At 44.5% G+C, this 15,211-nt stretch carries 14 protein-coding genes; 3 read left to right on the forward strand and 11 right to left on the reverse strand.

The features are described 5' to 3' along the window. Positions 1–53: 53 nt before the first annotated feature. From guaB to tig, 5 genes are all read right to left on the reverse strand, one after another. Complete coding sequence (gene guaB, locus DWY55_RS18510) at positions 54–1,529, reverse strand: IMP dehydrogenase (protein WP_005829561.1); 1,476 nt, start codon at positions 1,527–1,529, stop codon at positions 54–56. 102 nt (positions 1,530–1,631) lie between these two features. Then, complete coding sequence (gene recQ, locus DWY55_RS18515; RefSeq protein WP_005829559.1) at positions 1,632–3,815, reverse strand: DNA helicase RecQ; 2,184 nt, start codon at positions 3,813–3,815, stop codon at positions 1,632–1,634. A gap of 174 nt (positions 3,816–3,989) precedes the next feature. Beyond that, complete coding sequence (gene clpX, locus DWY55_RS18520) at positions 3,990–5,234, reverse strand: ATP-dependent Clp protease ATP-binding subunit ClpX (RefSeq protein ID WP_005829557.1); 1,245 nt, start codon at positions 5,232–5,234, stop codon at positions 3,990–3,992. Positions 5,235–5,236: 2 nt separating this feature from the next. Continuing rightward, entirely contained in the window at positions 5,237–5,899 is a 663-nt protein-coding gene (gene clpP / locus DWY55_RS18525) for an ATP-dependent Clp endopeptidase proteolytic subunit ClpP (protein ID WP_005829555.1), read from the reverse strand. A gap of 131 nt (positions 5,900–6,030) precedes the next feature. Then, entirely contained in the window at positions 6,031–7,386 is a 1,356-nt protein-coding gene (gene tig, locus DWY55_RS18530; RefSeq protein ID WP_005829551.1) for a trigger factor, read from the reverse strand. Between the two features lie 474 nt (positions 7,387–7,860). Between tig and DWY55_RS18535 the strand changes: the two genes are divergently transcribed. Next, positions 7,861–8,109: an RNA recognition motif domain-containing protein gene (locus DWY55_RS18535; protein WP_005829545.1), complete on the forward strand. Its 249-nt coding sequence runs from the start codon at positions 7,861–7,863 to the stop codon at positions 8,107–8,109. A gap of 82 nt (positions 8,110–8,191) precedes the next feature. On the opposite strand, the gene lptB is transcribed toward DWY55_RS18535, so the two are convergent. Continuing rightward, positions 8,192–8,932 carry an LPS export ABC transporter ATP-binding protein gene (gene lptB, locus DWY55_RS18540; RefSeq protein WP_034523256.1) on the reverse strand — a complete coding sequence of 247 codons (741 nt, stop codon included), beginning with the start codon at positions 8,930–8,932 and terminating at the stop codon, positions 8,192–8,194. Positions 8,933–9,114: 182 nt separating this feature from the next. Here lptB and DWY55_RS18545 point away from each other — a divergent pair, with 182 nt between their 5' ends. Beyond that, positions 9,115–9,858, forward strand: coding sequence for an MlaE family ABC transporter permease (locus DWY55_RS18545; RefSeq protein WP_005829541.1), 744 nt, complete (start codon positions 9,115–9,117; stop codon positions 9,856–9,858). Then, positions 9,855–10,625 carry an ABC transporter ATP-binding protein gene (locus DWY55_RS18550; protein ID WP_005829539.1) on the forward strand — a complete coding sequence of 257 codons (771 nt, stop codon included), beginning with the start codon at positions 9,855–9,857 and terminating at the stop codon, positions 10,623–10,625. Before DWY55_RS18545 ends, DWY55_RS18550 begins: the two co-directional genes overlap by 4 nt. Before the next feature lie 114 nt (positions 10,626–10,739). Here the strand turns inward: DWY55_RS18550 and der are convergent, their stop codons facing one another. The 5 genes from der to DWY55_RS18575 form a co-directional block, all read right to left on the reverse strand. Further along, on the reverse strand, positions 10,740–12,053 hold the full coding sequence (der, locus tag DWY55_RS18555; RefSeq protein ID WP_005829538.1) for a ribosome biogenesis GTPase Der: 1,314 nt from the start codon (positions 12,051–12,053) through the stop codon (positions 10,740–10,742). A gap of 49 nt (positions 12,054–12,102) precedes the next feature. After that, positions 12,103–12,984: a GTPase Era gene (gene era / locus DWY55_RS18560; protein WP_005829536.1), complete on the reverse strand. Its 882-nt coding sequence runs from the start codon at positions 12,982–12,984 to the stop codon at positions 12,103–12,105. Positions 12,985–13,069: 85 nt separating this feature from the next. Beyond that, on the reverse strand, positions 13,070–14,074 hold the full coding sequence (locus DWY55_RS18565) for a beta-ketoacyl-ACP synthase III (protein ID WP_005829534.1): 1,005 nt from the start codon (positions 14,072–14,074) through the stop codon (positions 13,070–13,072). A gap of 123 nt (positions 14,075–14,197) precedes the next feature. Further along, positions 14,198–14,383 (reverse strand): 50S ribosomal protein L32, encoded by a 186-nt coding sequence (gene rpmF / locus DWY55_RS18570; RefSeq protein ID WP_004288267.1) that lies wholly within the window; start codon positions 14,381–14,383, stop codon positions 14,198–14,200. 12 nt (positions 14,384–14,395) lie between these two features. Further along, positions 14,396–14,974, reverse strand: a complete 579-nt coding sequence (locus tag DWY55_RS18575) for a DUF177 domain-containing protein (RefSeq protein ID WP_005829530.1) — start codon at positions 14,972–14,974, stop codon at positions 14,396–14,398. Between the last annotated feature and the right edge of the window lie 237 nt (positions 14,975–15,211).

The raw sequence follows: 15,211 nt of genomic DNA on the forward strand, positions 1-15,211 counted from the left end.
GCCCGGAAAGCGGCAATCTCTCTCCGGGCATTCACTATTATTTTGTTATTATCTTACTCAGGACGGCTATAGTTCGGTGCCTCACTGGTTATAGACACATCGTGCGGATGACTTTCCAGTACACCTGCATTAGTAATGCGGGTAAACTTGGCATCGTGCAGTTTCTCTATATTGGCTGCACCGCAATAGCCCATACCGGCACGCAGACCGCCAACCAACTGATAAATCACTTCATACAAAGTACCTTTATAAGGAACGCGGGCAGCAATGCCCTCTGGAACCAATTTCTTCACGTCACTGGTACCGCTTTGGAAGTAGCGGTCCTTGGAACCATTTTCCATAGCTTCCAGCGACCCCATACCCCGATAGGACTTGAACTTACGACCGTTGAAAATAATCGTATCGCCCGGAGACTCTTCCGTTCCGGCAACCAGCGAACCGATCATCACGCTGTAACCACCGGCAGCCAACGCCTTCACCACATCGCCCGAGTAACGCAAACCGCCATCGGCAATCAAAGGAATACCCGTGCCCTTCAGTGCCTTTGCCACATCATAAACCGCAGACAACTGAGGAACACCCACACCGGCAACTACACGGGTAGTGCAGATGGAACCCGGACCGATGCCCACCTTTACTCCATCAGCACCAGCCTCGACCAATGCCTTCGCAGCTTCACCGGTAGCAATATTACCAACAACAATATCAATATGAGGGAAGTTAGCCTTGGCTTCTTTCAATTTTTCAATAACCCCCTTGGAATGTCCGTGAGCCGTATCAATGACAATGGCATCCGCCCCTGCATCCACCAAAGCCCGCATGCGCTCCAAAGTGTCATTCGTCACTCCCACTCCGGCAGCAACGCGCAGACGACCTTTGCTATCCTTGCACGCCATAGGTTTATCCTTTGCCTTGGTAATATCCTTATAGGTAATCAGACCTACCAATTTGTTGTCTTTATCTACTACCGGCAACTTCTCGATTCTATGTTCTTGCAGAATTTGAGAAACAGCCTCCATATCCGTCGTAGGATTGGTAGTAATGATGTTCTCCTTAGTCATTACCTCATCGATACGCTTATTCATATCTTTCTCAAAACGAAGGTCACGATTGGTAACAATGCCTACCAAATATCTTTCATCATCTACCACCGGAATACCACCAATCTTGTATTCAGCCATCAAAGCCAGCGCATCAGCTACCGTAGAACCTCTCTTGATAGTCACCGGGTCATAAATCATACCGTTTTCGGCACGCTTCACAATAGCTACCTGACGTGCCTGCTCCTCAATGGACATATTCTTATGAATAACTCCGATACCACCTTCGCGGGCAATGGCAATAGCCATCTTCGCTTCGGTAACCGTATCCATGGCAGCAGTTACAAACGGGATTTTTAACTCAATGTTTCGTGAAAACTTAGTCGAGAGTTCGACTGTTTTGGGCAAGACTTCAGAATAAGCGGGGATTAACAGTACGTCGTCATAAGTTAATCCATCCATTACAATCTTATCAGCAATAAATGACATAGGGCTATGCGTTTAAAATTTATTGCGTGCAAATATACGGTTTTTATTCCATTCCGTATACTTGCACGCAACATTTTTTTCTTTTTTATCAACTAAAACCAATCAGTTTGCCATCTCTGAAATAAACTTGATGCGTACCAAACGTACCTCTTCTTCCGTAAAGTCATCACCCAACTCATCCAGAGCATCGTCAATCTTATCAGTGGTAGATTCCTTGAAATAATCATAGATATCCAGCAAGTGGTCTTCATCCATAATATCCTCCAAGAAATAGTCGATATTCAATTTCGTTCCGGAGTAGACGATAGCTTCTATCTCATCCAGCAGCTCTTCAAACTCAATGCCCTTTGACATGGCAATGTCATCCAATGCCACCTTACGGTCAATGGCCTGAATGATGGCCACCTTCATTTTTGACTTATTGGCCACAGTACGCACACGCAAGTCCTCGGGACGTTCAATCTCATTCTCCTCACAGTGCCGCTTAATGAGTTTACAGAATTCCTCGCCGTAGCGTTTTGCCTTTCCGGCTCCTACACCCGGTATGTTCTGCAACTCGTCCAAAGTCACCGGATATATGGTCGCCATCGCTTCCAAAGACGGGTCTTGGAAAATGACATAAGGAGGCACTTCCAACTTCTTGGACAACTTCTTTCGTAAGTCCTTCAACATGGAGTACAATGCCGGGTCTACCGCACACGCACCGCCTCCACGTGCAGGTGCTTCCTCTTCCACATCCTCAAAGTCATTGTCTTCCACTATTTTGAATGATTTGGGATGTTTAAGGAACTTCTTACCGTCATCTGTCACTTTCAGCAAGCCATAGTTTTCGACATCCTTACTCAGGTAACCGGCAATAAGTGCCTGACGGATCACAGCATTCCACGTTTTGTCTTCTTCGCCCATACCAGAGCCGAACACTTCGAGATCTTCATGCAGATGCGCCTGCACTTCTGAAGTTTCCTTACCTTGTATTATGTCTATAATATAGTCCGCTTTAAAATTTTCTTTCACCGCGAGAATAGCTTCAATCACGGTACACAATAATTCTTGAGCTTCCACTTGTTTTTTCGGATTTAAACAATTGTCACAATTACCACAATTTTCTTCTATATATTCTTCGCCGAAGTAATGAAGCAATGCTTTTCGGCGGCATACGGAAGATTCGGCATACGCAGCAGTCTCCAGCAGAAGCTGCTTGCCAATTTCCTGCTCTGCTACAGGTTTGCCTTGCATAAACTTCTCGAGCTTCTGCAAGTCTTTATTGGTATAGAAAGTAATACACTGCCCTTCTCCTCCATCTCTTCCGGCACGTCCGGTCTCCTGGTAATATCCTTCCAGACTTTTGGGTATATCGTAATGGATGACATAGCGCACATCCGGTTTGTCAATCCCCATACCAAAAGCAATGGTAGCTACAATCACATCAATTTTTTCCATCAGGAAATCATCCTGGTTCTGTGTTCGTGTAGCCGAATCCATTCCGGCATGATAGGCACGGGCATTGATTCCGTTTGCCTGCAGGATTTCAGCAAGTTCCTCCACTTTCTTCCGGCTCAGGCAATAGATAATGCCTGACTTTTCGGGATTGTTCTTAATGAACTTGATGATGTCCCGGTCTACATTTGCAGTCTTGGGGCGTACCTCATAATAGAGATTCGGGCGGTTGAACGATGACTTGAACACCTGCGCATCCACCATACCCAGATTCTTCTGGATGTCATGCTGCACTTTCGGTGTAGCCGTCGCAGTCAACGCTATCAGAGGGGCTTTTCCTATTTCATTGATAATGGGACGGATGCGGCGATACTCAGGACGGAAGTCATGACCCCATTCAGAAATACAATGGGCTTCGTCCACGGCATAGAACGAAATCTTCACCGTTTTCAGAAACTCCACATTCTCTTCCTTCGTCAGTGATTCCGGAGCTACATACAACAGCTTTGTCTTACCACTGAGTATGTCGGACCGGACCTGGTCTATCGCGCTCTTGTTTAGGGAAGAATTGATGAAGTGGGCTATCCCATCCTCTTCGCTGAAGTTACGCATCGCATCGACCTGATTCTTCATCAAGGCAATCAGAGGAGAAATCACGATACCCGTACCCTCCATCAACAAGGACGGCAGTTGGTAGCACAAAGATTTTCCACCACCGGTAGGCATCAACACGAATGTATCATTACCCGCCAACAGATTCTCTATGATTGCTTCCTGATTTCCTTTAAATGTATCGAACCCGAAGTATTTCTTCAGCTGGTCTATCAAATTAATCTTCTTCCCTGCCATGATTCATTAGGTTGTTGTTTATTGAGTTAACTTTTAATAGTGGTACTCCGCCTTGTTTTCACAAAGAACCCTAACAAAGTTATAAACAACTTCTTAAATTTCAAGCATAATCCATCGAATATTTTTCAATAAAAAGTAAAATAGTCGGTTTTACCCCGTATTACCATCTGATTCTTAAGCACTTTGCAGTCGTGCTATATTTGCCTTTTCAAGCTGGCGCTTGGCGTAGTCCAACGTCACAACAAAATTGTCCTTCTGTTCTGACGGAATTTCGAACATGGCATCCATCATAATTGTCTCCACAATGGAACGCAAGCCGCGGGCTCCCAACTTATATTCTACCGCTTTATCCACGATATATTCAAATACAGCATCTTCAAACGTCAGCTTCACATTGTCCATCTCAAACAGTTTGATGTATTGCTTGATGATGGAATTCTTCGGTTCCGTAAGAATGGAGCGCAATGCCGCACGGTCCAACGGATTCAGATAAGTCAGCACCGGAAGGCGGCCGATAATCTCGGGAATCAGTCCGAACGACTTCAAATCCTGCGGAGCAATGTACTGCATCATGTTGCTCTTATCAATGGTTGCCGTATTGCGTACAGCGCTATACCCGACAACGTGCGTATTCAGCCGCTGGGCAATTTTCTTTTCAATGCCATCGAAAGCCCCACCGCAAATGAACAGAATATTCTTGGTATTGACCGGAATCATTTTCTGGTCGGGATGCTTGCGCCCACCCTGGGGAGGCACATTCACCACAGAACCTTCCAGCAGTTTCAGCAATCCCTGCTGCACGCCTTCACCACTCACATCACGGGTTATGGAAGGATTATCACCCTTGCGCGCTATTTTGTCTATCTCATCAATAAACACGATACCTTGCTCTGCCTCGGGCACGTTATAATCCGCCACCTGGAGCAGACGTGTCAAAATGCTTTCAATGTCCTCACCCACATAACCTGCCTCTGTCAGAACTGTTGCATCTACAATAGTAAAAGGAACATGCAGCAACTTTGCGATAGTACGCGCCAATAACGTCTTTCCCGTACCGGTACTGCCTACCATGATGATGTTCGATTTTTCAATCTCCACATCATCACCGCCGTCCTTCTGGAGCAGACGTTTGTAATGGTTGTACACCGACACAGACAAGAAACGCTTGGCATCGTCCTGACCAATGACATATTGATCGAGGAACTTCTTTATTTCTACGGGTTTAGGAAGTTCTTTCAGATTCAGCTTCGTGGCACTTGCCTTCTTGCCAGCCCCCAAAGCCTCCTGAGTAATCTCATAAGCCTGGGTGGCGCAACTGTCGCAGATATAGCCATTCATCCCCGTTATGAGAAATCCGACTTCATCTTCGGTGCGACCGCAAAAACTGCATCTATTTTTATTCTTTCTTGAATCTGCCATATTTATTTTTTAATCAAAACCTCATCTACCATACCATATTCTTTGGCTTCCTGGGCTGTCATCCAGTAGTCACGGTCAGAATCTGCCCATACCTTGTCAAAGGGAGTGTGGGAGTGGTCGGCGATAATGGTATAAAGTTCTTTCTTCAACTTCTGGATTTCACGTGCCGTGATTTCAATATCCGAGGCCTGCCCCTGGGCACCTCCCATCGGCTGGTGTATCATCACGCGGGAGTGGGTCAATGCGGAGCGTTTGCCTTCGGCACCGGCAACCAGCAATACGGCTGCCATGCTTGCCGCCATTCCAGTACAGATGGTAGCCACATCACTACTGATGAACTGCATGGTATCATAAATACCCAGACCGGCATATACCGAACCGCCCGGCGAATTGATATAGATGGAAATATCCTTACCCGGATCCACCGAATCCAGATAAAGCAACTGAGCCTGCAAAGTATTGGCTGTATAGTCATCAACCTGCGTACCGAGGAAAATGATGCGGTCCATCATCAGACGGGAAAACACGTCCAACTGCGTTACATTGAGCTGGCGTTCCTCGAGGATATAGGGATTCAAATAGCCGGCTTGTGATTTAATCACATCGTCCAGCACCAAACTGTTCATACCAAGATGCTTGGTAGCGTATTTTCTAAAATCATCCATTTCTTTCTATTTTTTAATTTATAAGGATACAAAGAAACAAAAAAGAACACAGAGACACAAAAAAACACAGAGTTATAGTTTGTCAAACTCTGTGTTTCTTTATAAATTTTAGCCGTAGGCTCACATTACTCTTATGCAAACATCTTATTGAACTCTTCAGCAGAAACGTTCTTATGCTCCAGTTCCACCTGAGACTTCAATGCTGTAGCCAATTTAGATTCAACCACACGATTAACCAAGCCTTCTATGCTCTCTTTCTTCTTAAGCATTTCCTTTGAGTAGTTTTCCAGGATTTCTTCAGGCACACTCATCATACCATATTGTGCAAACTGTGCGCGGGTAGCTTCCTTAGCCATGTTTGTGATGTCTTCCTGCTCAACCTTGATATCATTGGCTTTCACCAGCTGTTCTTTAATCAGGTGCCAAGTCAGCTCTTCGATGCTCTTGTCATAGTTGTCCTCTACAAAGCTTTCTTCCTTGTCAGGATTGTTCAGACGCATAATGCGCTTCAGTAATGCATCCGGGAATTCCAGCTTGCCTACTTTCTCTGTCAGCATCTTACGTGCGTCAATCAAGAACTTATAGTCACTGTCTGCCACGAACTGGTTGGCAATAACTTCCTTCACTTTGGCACGGAATTCCTCTTCCGTTTTCACATTACCTTCGCCAAATACCTGGTCGAAAATTTCCTGAGTCAAGTCACCCGGAACGAAACGTGTGATTTCTTCTACCTGGAAGCTGAAATTGGATTTTACTTCGGGAGCAGCTTCCTTGTCAATCTTCAATAAAGAAGACAATTCGGCAGCATTTCCGTCCCAAGCAGTATTCGGATTGAATACAAGCACATCGTTCACTTTTGCACCGGCAAAGATAGCTTTCTGTTCATCATTTTTCATGTACGAAGGCATCATTACAGCACCTTCCACCTGAATACCACCCTCTTTGGTATTACCTTCTTCATCCAGTTCAGCAAGCAAACCTTTCAGCATGTCATTGTCCTCGTAAACGTCTACCTTGTCATACTTGCCGTTACGTTGAGTGTAAGCCTTGACCTGGTTATCCACCATTTCGTCTGTAACTTCAATAGTATAGTAATCTACCTTATCTTTTGCACTGACTTCAGCTTTAAATTCCGGAGCCAAAGCAATATCAAACAAGAATTCGAACTCTTCCATAGTATCGAAATCAATTTCCTGCTGCTTGTCTTCGTTGGGCAAAGGCTCGCCCAATATATTTACCTTATTGTCCTGGATATACTTATATACTGTTTCTGAAAGCAGCTTGTTCACCTCTTCAGCCAATGCAGACTTACCATACATTTTCTTAACTAAGCTCATAGGAACCATTCCCTTACGGAAACCGGGAATCTGTGCCTTCTGACGGAAGCTCTTCAATGATTTGTCTACTTTTTCCTGATAATCTGCTTTCTCAAGCTTTACAGTAAGCAGTGCGCTTACTTTGTCAATGTTTTGTAATGAAACGTTCATTCTGACAATTATTTATTTGATTTATACTTTGTTCCATATCTCAAATGGGCGTGCAAAATTAGCGTTATTCTTTCAATTATCAAAAGAACATTGCCGATTTATTTCAGTTTAATTCTTGGATAGAGCGGTAGAAGAGCCCAACCATCGGACTGACAACGGAGGACGTTTATGGGAAAGATACTCAGGGAAAAGACGATGATAAACCGAACCGTCCAGTTTCTATGAAGAGAAATGGGAGTTGCCCGAAGGCACGACAATCTACAAAAATAATTAAGGAAAAACATTGTTTATCCGAATTTTATGCGTTTCTTTGTCGCGGAATGATGGCGCATTAGTTTTTCGATTTCCATTACATGGTTTTTACTTCCGTTTTCAAGAACGCTTTTGTAAACTCTCTGTCGTTGTAATCCATTTATTATTCAGCCTTCCTTCCAAGAGAGTTTTATTCATTATATTTATTTTATCAATTTCATTATGAACATTTATGTTGGAAACCTTAACTACCGCGTTAAGGAGAGTGACCTGCAGAAGGCAATGGAAGATTACGGCACAGTATCTTCTGTAAAATTTATCAATGACCGCACCACCGGACGTTTCAGAGGCATCGCTTTTGTAGAAATGGAAGATGACGCTGCTGCAGCTAAAGCTATTGCCGAACTAGACGGTGCTGAATTCTTCGGCCGCCAAATGGTAGTGAAAGAAGCAAGACCTCCAAAATATTAATCATAGAGATTTAAGGAGAAATAAAAAAAGGCCACTGAATGAGTGGTCTTTTTTTATTTCTATCAATCGACAGTATCCGGGATTACTTCATAAAATCCTTGCGACGAAGTACGAAGCTATTACTCAGATACTTTTCACGTACAATCTTATTCTCGGCCAACTCTTCCGGCGTACCCTGGAACAAAATTTTTCCTTCAAATAGCAGATAAGCACGATCGGTAATGCTCAGCGTCTCCTGCACATTGTGGTCAGTAATCAAAATGCCGATATTCCTATCTTTCAACTTCCACACAATCTGCTGAATATCCTCCACTGCAATCGGGTCTACACCGGCAAAAGGCTCGTCCAACATAATAAATTTGGGGTCAATGGCCAGACAACGGGCAATTTCTGTACGGCGCCGCTCGCCACCTGACAACTGGTTACCCTTGTTCTTCCTTACCTTCTGCAAGCGGAACTCTGCAATCAGGCTCTCCAGCTTGTCTTTCTGATACTCCAAAGGCTTGTCGGTCATTTCCAGTACAGATGCAATATTGTCTTCCACACTCATTTGACGGAACACGGAAGCCTCCTGCGCCAAATAACCGATACCCGTCTGCGCACGCTTGTATACCGGATATTTCGTTATATCCAAATCATTCAAGAAGATACGTCCCTCATTGGGAGTAATCAGCCCTACGGTCATATAAAACGAAGTTGTCTTACCGGCGCCATTCGGCCCCAGCAAACCGACAATCTCCCCTTGCTTCACATCAATGGACACATGGCTCACTACCGTACGCTTTCCGTACTTTTTCACCAAATCCTCCGTACGCAGCACCATGCTACCTTCCTCCCGTGGCTCTGCCCCAGCAGTCAAGCTTGGTCCGGCCTGCAGATTTTCCTTAACTTCCTCTACATTGTCCTTTATGCCTTTTTCTTCTTCCATACTCTAAAGGTTTTCGCCGCAAATGTAGCAAAAATAAGCCGAAATAGTGTACATTTGCATTCAAATACTTATATGTTATGTTTAAAGCACTTAAGACAGTGGGACGATATATCATACTGATGGGACGCGTATTTGCCCGTCCCGAACGTATGCGTATGTTTTTCCGCCAATATGTCAACGAGTTGGAACAGCTCGGCGTGAACTCTATCGGCATCGTATTGCTGATATCGTTCTTCATCGGAGCTGTAATCACCATACAGATAAAGTTGAACATCGAGAGTCCTTTCATGCCTCGATGGACAGTGGGATATGTAACCCGAGAAATCATGCTGCTGGAATTCTCCTCCTCCATCATGTGTCTGATTCTGGCAGGAAAGGTCGGGTCAAACATCGCCTCGGAGCTGGGCACCATGCGAGTCACCCAGCAGATAGACGCCCTTGAAATTATGGGTGTCAATTCTGCCAACTATCTCATCCTACCGAAAATTGCCGCTATGGTGACAACCATTCCACTGATGGTGACGTTCAGTATATTCGCCGGTATCATAGGTGCCTTCTGTACTTGCTGGTTCGGCGGCATCATGTCGGCGGTAGATTTAGAATACGGCTTGCAGTACATGTTTGTCGAATGGTTTATTTGGTGCGGCATCATCAAGTCGCTGTTCTTTGCCTTTATCATTGCCAGCGTATCGGCATTCTTCGGTTACACCGTCGAAGGCGGTTCCATCGAAGTGGGCAAGGCGTCCACCGACTCCGTAGTATGCAGCAGCGTACTTATCTTATTCGCCGACCTAATATTAACTCAACTTTTAATGGGATGATTGAACTGAAAGGACTTTGCAAATCATTTGAAGAAAAAGAGGTACTGAAAGATATCAATGCCACTTTCGAGAATGGAAAGACCAACCTAATCATAGGGCAGAGCGGTTCGGGAAAAACCGTACTCATGAAATGTATCGTGGGTCTGCTGACACCGGACAAAGGAGAATTGTTGTATGACCACCGCAACTTCCTCGCCATGGGAAAGAAGGAAAAGAAAGCGCTCCGCCGGGAAATGGGAATGATTTTCCAAAGTGCCGCGCTGTTCGATTCCATGACGGTACTGGACAATGTGATGTTTCCACTGAACATGTTCAGCAACGATACCCTGCGCGATCGGACTCGTCGTGCCATGTTCTGCTTGGAGCGTGTAAACCTGATTGAAGCCAAAGACAAATTTCCCGGAGAAATCAGCGGCGGTATGCAGAAACGCGTAGCCATTGCCCGTGCCATTGCCCTAAACCCGCAATACTTGTTCTGTGACGAGCCGAATTCAGGACTTGACCCCAAGACCTCGCTTGTCATCGACGAACTGATACAAGATATAACCCGAGAATACAATATGACTACTCTCATCAACACTCATGACATGAACTCTGTAATGGGTATCGGAGAAAAAATCATCTATATTTACGAAGGACACAAAGAATGGGAAGGCAATAAAGACGATATCTTCACTTCCACCAACGAGCGGTTGAACAGTTTCATATTTGCATCTGACCTATTCCGGAAAGTCAAAGAAGTGGAGATACAGAACCTTGAAGGATAAAACCACACCTCATTTTCTAACCTATTACATAAGAAAGCGTCCGGAAGCTATGTTCCGGACGCTTTCTCTTCATAAAACCAGTTAATAGAATCGACTATATCATCACGATATATTTTACTTCTGCCGGATATAGATATTTATCGGAGTTCCGGTCAACTTCCATTTCTCACGCATCTTATTTTCCAGGAATCGTCTGTAAGGCTCTTTCACATATTGTGGAAGATTTGCAAAATAAACAAATGACGGCACCTGGGTATTGGGCAACTGCGTAATATACTTTATCTTGATATACTTACCCTTAATTGAAGGGGGTGGATACGCCTCGATAAGCGGCAGCATTTCCTCGTTCAAACGAGCTGTCGGAATACGCGTCATACGATTTTCGTACACATCACGCGCCTCTTCCAATACCTTCAGAATACGCTGTTTGGTCAGTGCCGAAGCAAAGATGATAGGAAAATCCACAAACGGAGCGAAACGGTTGCGGATAGCATCTTCGAAAGTCTTCATCACCTTCACAGTCTTGTCCTTCACCAAGTCCCACTTGTTCACCACAACCACCAGCCCCTTGGCATTCTTCTGTATCAAGGAGAAGATATTCAAATCCTGGCTTTCGATGCCACGCGTAGCGTCTACCATCAAAATACATACATCTGCATTCTCAATGGAACGAATGGAACGGATTACGGAGTAGTACTCCAAATCCTCATTCACCTTGTTCTTCTTACGGATACCCGCCGTATCTACCAGGTAGAAATCAAAACCGAATTTATTGTAGCGGGTATAGATAGAATCGCGCGTGGTACCGGCAATCTCCGTCACGATGTTGCGGTCTTCTCCAATAAAGGCATTGACTATGGAAGACTTTCCGGCATTAGGGCGTCCCACTACTGCAAAGCGGGGAATATCCTCGTCCAGAATTTCATCAGATTCCTTCTTGAACTTGCTGACGATAAGGTCCATCATATCGCCCGTACCGCTACCCGTTACAGCAGAAATACAATAAGGGTCACCCAAACCCAAACTGTAAAACTCAGGAGCATTGTATTGCAGTTCATGATTATCAGTCTTATTGGCAACCAGCAACACAGGCTTCTTGGCACGACGCAAGATGGCAGCCACCTGCTCGTCGAGGTCCGTAACCCCGTTCATCACATCCACCACGAACAGAATCACGTCGGCTTCATCCACCGCCATCAATACCTGCTTACGAATCTCCTCTTCGAAAATATCATCAGAGTTCACTACCCAACCGCCGGTATCTACCACGGAGAACTCACGTCCCAACCATTCGGTCTTTCCATATTGGCGGTCACGGGTGGTTCCCGCTTCCTCATTCACAATTGCCTGACGTGTCTTGGTCAGACGGTTAAATAATGTAGACTTTCCCACATTGGGACGTCCTACGATTGCAACTAAATTTCCCATAGTTCACACTCTTTGTTTTTTGCGACTGTCACAGTCGTATGAATAACTCTTAATCCAGCTGATAACCAAAATTACGCAGTTCCTTGTCCGAACTCCGCCAATCCTTATCAACTTTCACAAACGTCTCCAGGAATATCGTTTTCCCGAAAAACCTCTCCAAATCACGGCGCGCTTCAGTAGCCACTTTCTTCAAAGCCTTCCCCTGCTTGCCTATGATAATACCTTTTTGCGAATCACGCTCCACATAGATTACGGCACTGATATGAATCTTCTTTGCCTCCTCCTTAAACTGTTCTACCATCACCTCCACCGAATAAGGGATTTCCTTATCGTAGTACAACAGAATTTTCTCACGGATTATTTCGGTCACGAAGAAACGCGCCGGCTTGTCCGTCCACTGGTCCTTGTCGAAATAAGGAGGTGAGTCGGGCAACAGCTCCTTCACCCGCTTCATGACATAATCCACATTAAATTTCGAAGTAGCAGAGATAGGAATAATTTCCGCCTTCGGCAGCAATTCCTTCCATGCTTCCACCAGTTCCACCAGCTTTTCCTGGTTGCTTAAATCAATCTTATTGATAAGCAGCAATACCGGAACGTCCAAGTGTCCTACTTTCTCCACAAAGTCATTATGCTTGTCGGGAGTCTCAACCACATCTGTCACATACAGCAACACATCCGCATCCGTCAATGCCGAAGTGGAGAAATTCAGCATGGACTCCTGTAACTTATAGTTTGGCTTCAATACACCCGGAGTGTCCGAAAACACAATTTGCATGTCATCCGTATTATAGATGCCCATAATCCGATGACGGGTGGTCTGCGCCTTGAAAGTGGCGATAGAAATGCGCTCACCTACCAAAACGTTCATCAATGTGGATTTGCCCACATTCGGATTTCCCACGATATTTACAAAACCTGCTTTGTGCATGACTTCAGTATTTGAATTGAGACAAAAAAACGCATCGAATCGAAATAGGATGCGTTTTTATCATATTATATTTAGCAATAGTATGTTACTGCTTCTTTCCGTCGTATCCCCACTTCACATACACGGCTCCCCAGGTAAATCCTGCGCCGAATGCAGTGAAAATAAGGTTGTCGCCTTTCTTCAGCTTATCTTCAAAGTCCCAGATGCAAAGAGGCAACGTAGCAGCACTGGTATTGCCGTAACGTTCGATATTAATCAGTACTTTCTCACGAGGAACTTCCAGACGATGTGCCACAGCATCAATGATACGAAGATTGGCCTGGTGCGGAATCACCCAGTCAATGCTATCCTTTGTCAGACCGTTTTTCTCGGCAATGGCCGCGCTAACATCCGACATATTGGATACGGCATACTTAAACACAGTACGTCCTTCCTGATAAATGTAATGCATGTGGTTGTCTACAGTAAAATAAGAGGGAGGACAAACCGACCCACCCGCTTTCATATGCAGGAAAGGCAAACCTTTGCCGTCGGTTCTCAGAATAGCATCCATAATACCTACATCTTCTGTTGTCGGCTCGAGCATGAAAGCTGCAGCGCCGTCTCCAAAGATAGGACAAGTAGCACGGTCTGTATAATCAACCATTGACGACATCTTGTCGGCTCCCACAATGATAACCTTCTTATATCTTCCAGAACGGATGAAATTGGCCGCCGTCTCCATCAGATAGAGAAATCCGCTGCAGGCTGCCTGCAAGTCAAAAGCATATGCATTTTTCAGCCTTAGCTTATCACATAAAATAGAAGCTGTAGAAGGGAAATGATAATCCGGAGTGGAAGTAGCTACAATCACCAGATCTATATCATCCGGATCCGCGCCAGTACGTTGCATCAGCTGTTTGGCAGCTTTACGCGCCATATAGGAACTACCTAACCCTTCTTCATTCAGGATACGTCTTTCCTTTACTCCGATACGAGTCATAATCCATTCGTCATTGGTATCCACCATTCTTGAGATTTCGTCGTTTGTCAAGACGTAATCAGGTACATAACCGCCGACTCCTGTAATTACTGCATTTATTTTTTCCATTAAAATCTTGTTTACTTATAGAACTACTGAAACAACGGTAGTCTAAAAAGGTTTGCTTATTAAATTACAAATCTTTTTAGACGCCCGATATTCAAGTATAAGTTTTAGTCAAACTGACCGTAATTATACGGCAGCTTCCTTTTCAACTGCAAGCTTACCTCTATAGTAACCACATGCACCACATACAGTGTGATATACATGCCACTCACCACAATTCGGGCAAATAGCCAGTGTAGGAGCTACTGCTTTATCATGAGTTCTTCTCTTCGCAGTTCTTGTTTTTGACTGTCTTCTCTTAGGATGTGCCATTTTCTTTAATCTTTAATTGTTATCTAATATTTTCTTTAATTCGTCCCAACGCGGGTCTACCTGCGTTTCTTCTTCATTCATCAGCTCCACCTCTTCTTCCGGAGCAAATGTGTCCTCAGCCATATCATCATCCGGAGTAGTGCGCATATGCTTACTCAATTTGCTGGTCATTGCCTTGTTACACTTACCCGGAGCATGCACATGCTTCATGGGGATGGCCAAAGCTACAAACTCGTACATAAACCATGCTACATTAATCTCACCTTCCTCTTCGGGAATTACAATGAGATTGTCACCTTCTTCGGCATATTCATGACCGAACTTAACCAGCAGCTTATCTGTCGAGCTGACAAGCTGTTCCATATCGTCCAAACAACGGTCACATGGCACCCACACCATTCCGTCTGTCTGGAAGTTCAATTCGAAAGCACGAGATGTTTTCTTTACAACTAACACCACATTGACTTTACCCTTCTGCACTTCCGGTCCATCAATATTGGCAAAGAAAAGGTTGTCTAGCACAAACTCATATTTGCATGAATCTGCTTGCATACCTTTCAGGTCTATTTTGTATTTATCAAACTTTCCCAAAGCTTCTTTTGTTTATTCGGGCGACAAAGATACGAATAATTATCCTCATTATGTAGTATTTAGAGTAAAATATTCATTTTTTTATGTTCATTTCACCCTGATATCACTACAAATCAGCAGAAAACTCATGGCCTAAAACACAAGAACAATCCATGCCGGCATCTAAGTATATGTAAAGATATAAAACGAACAAAGCCTCCGTATCCTTATCAGACACGGAGGCTTCTTCTGAAAACG

Origin of the sequence: Bacteroides sp. AF25-38AC (assembly GCF_003602995.1) — a bacterium.
GTDB lineage: Bacteria > Bacteroidota > Bacteroidia > Bacteroidales > Bacteroidaceae > Bacteroides > Bacteroides uniformis.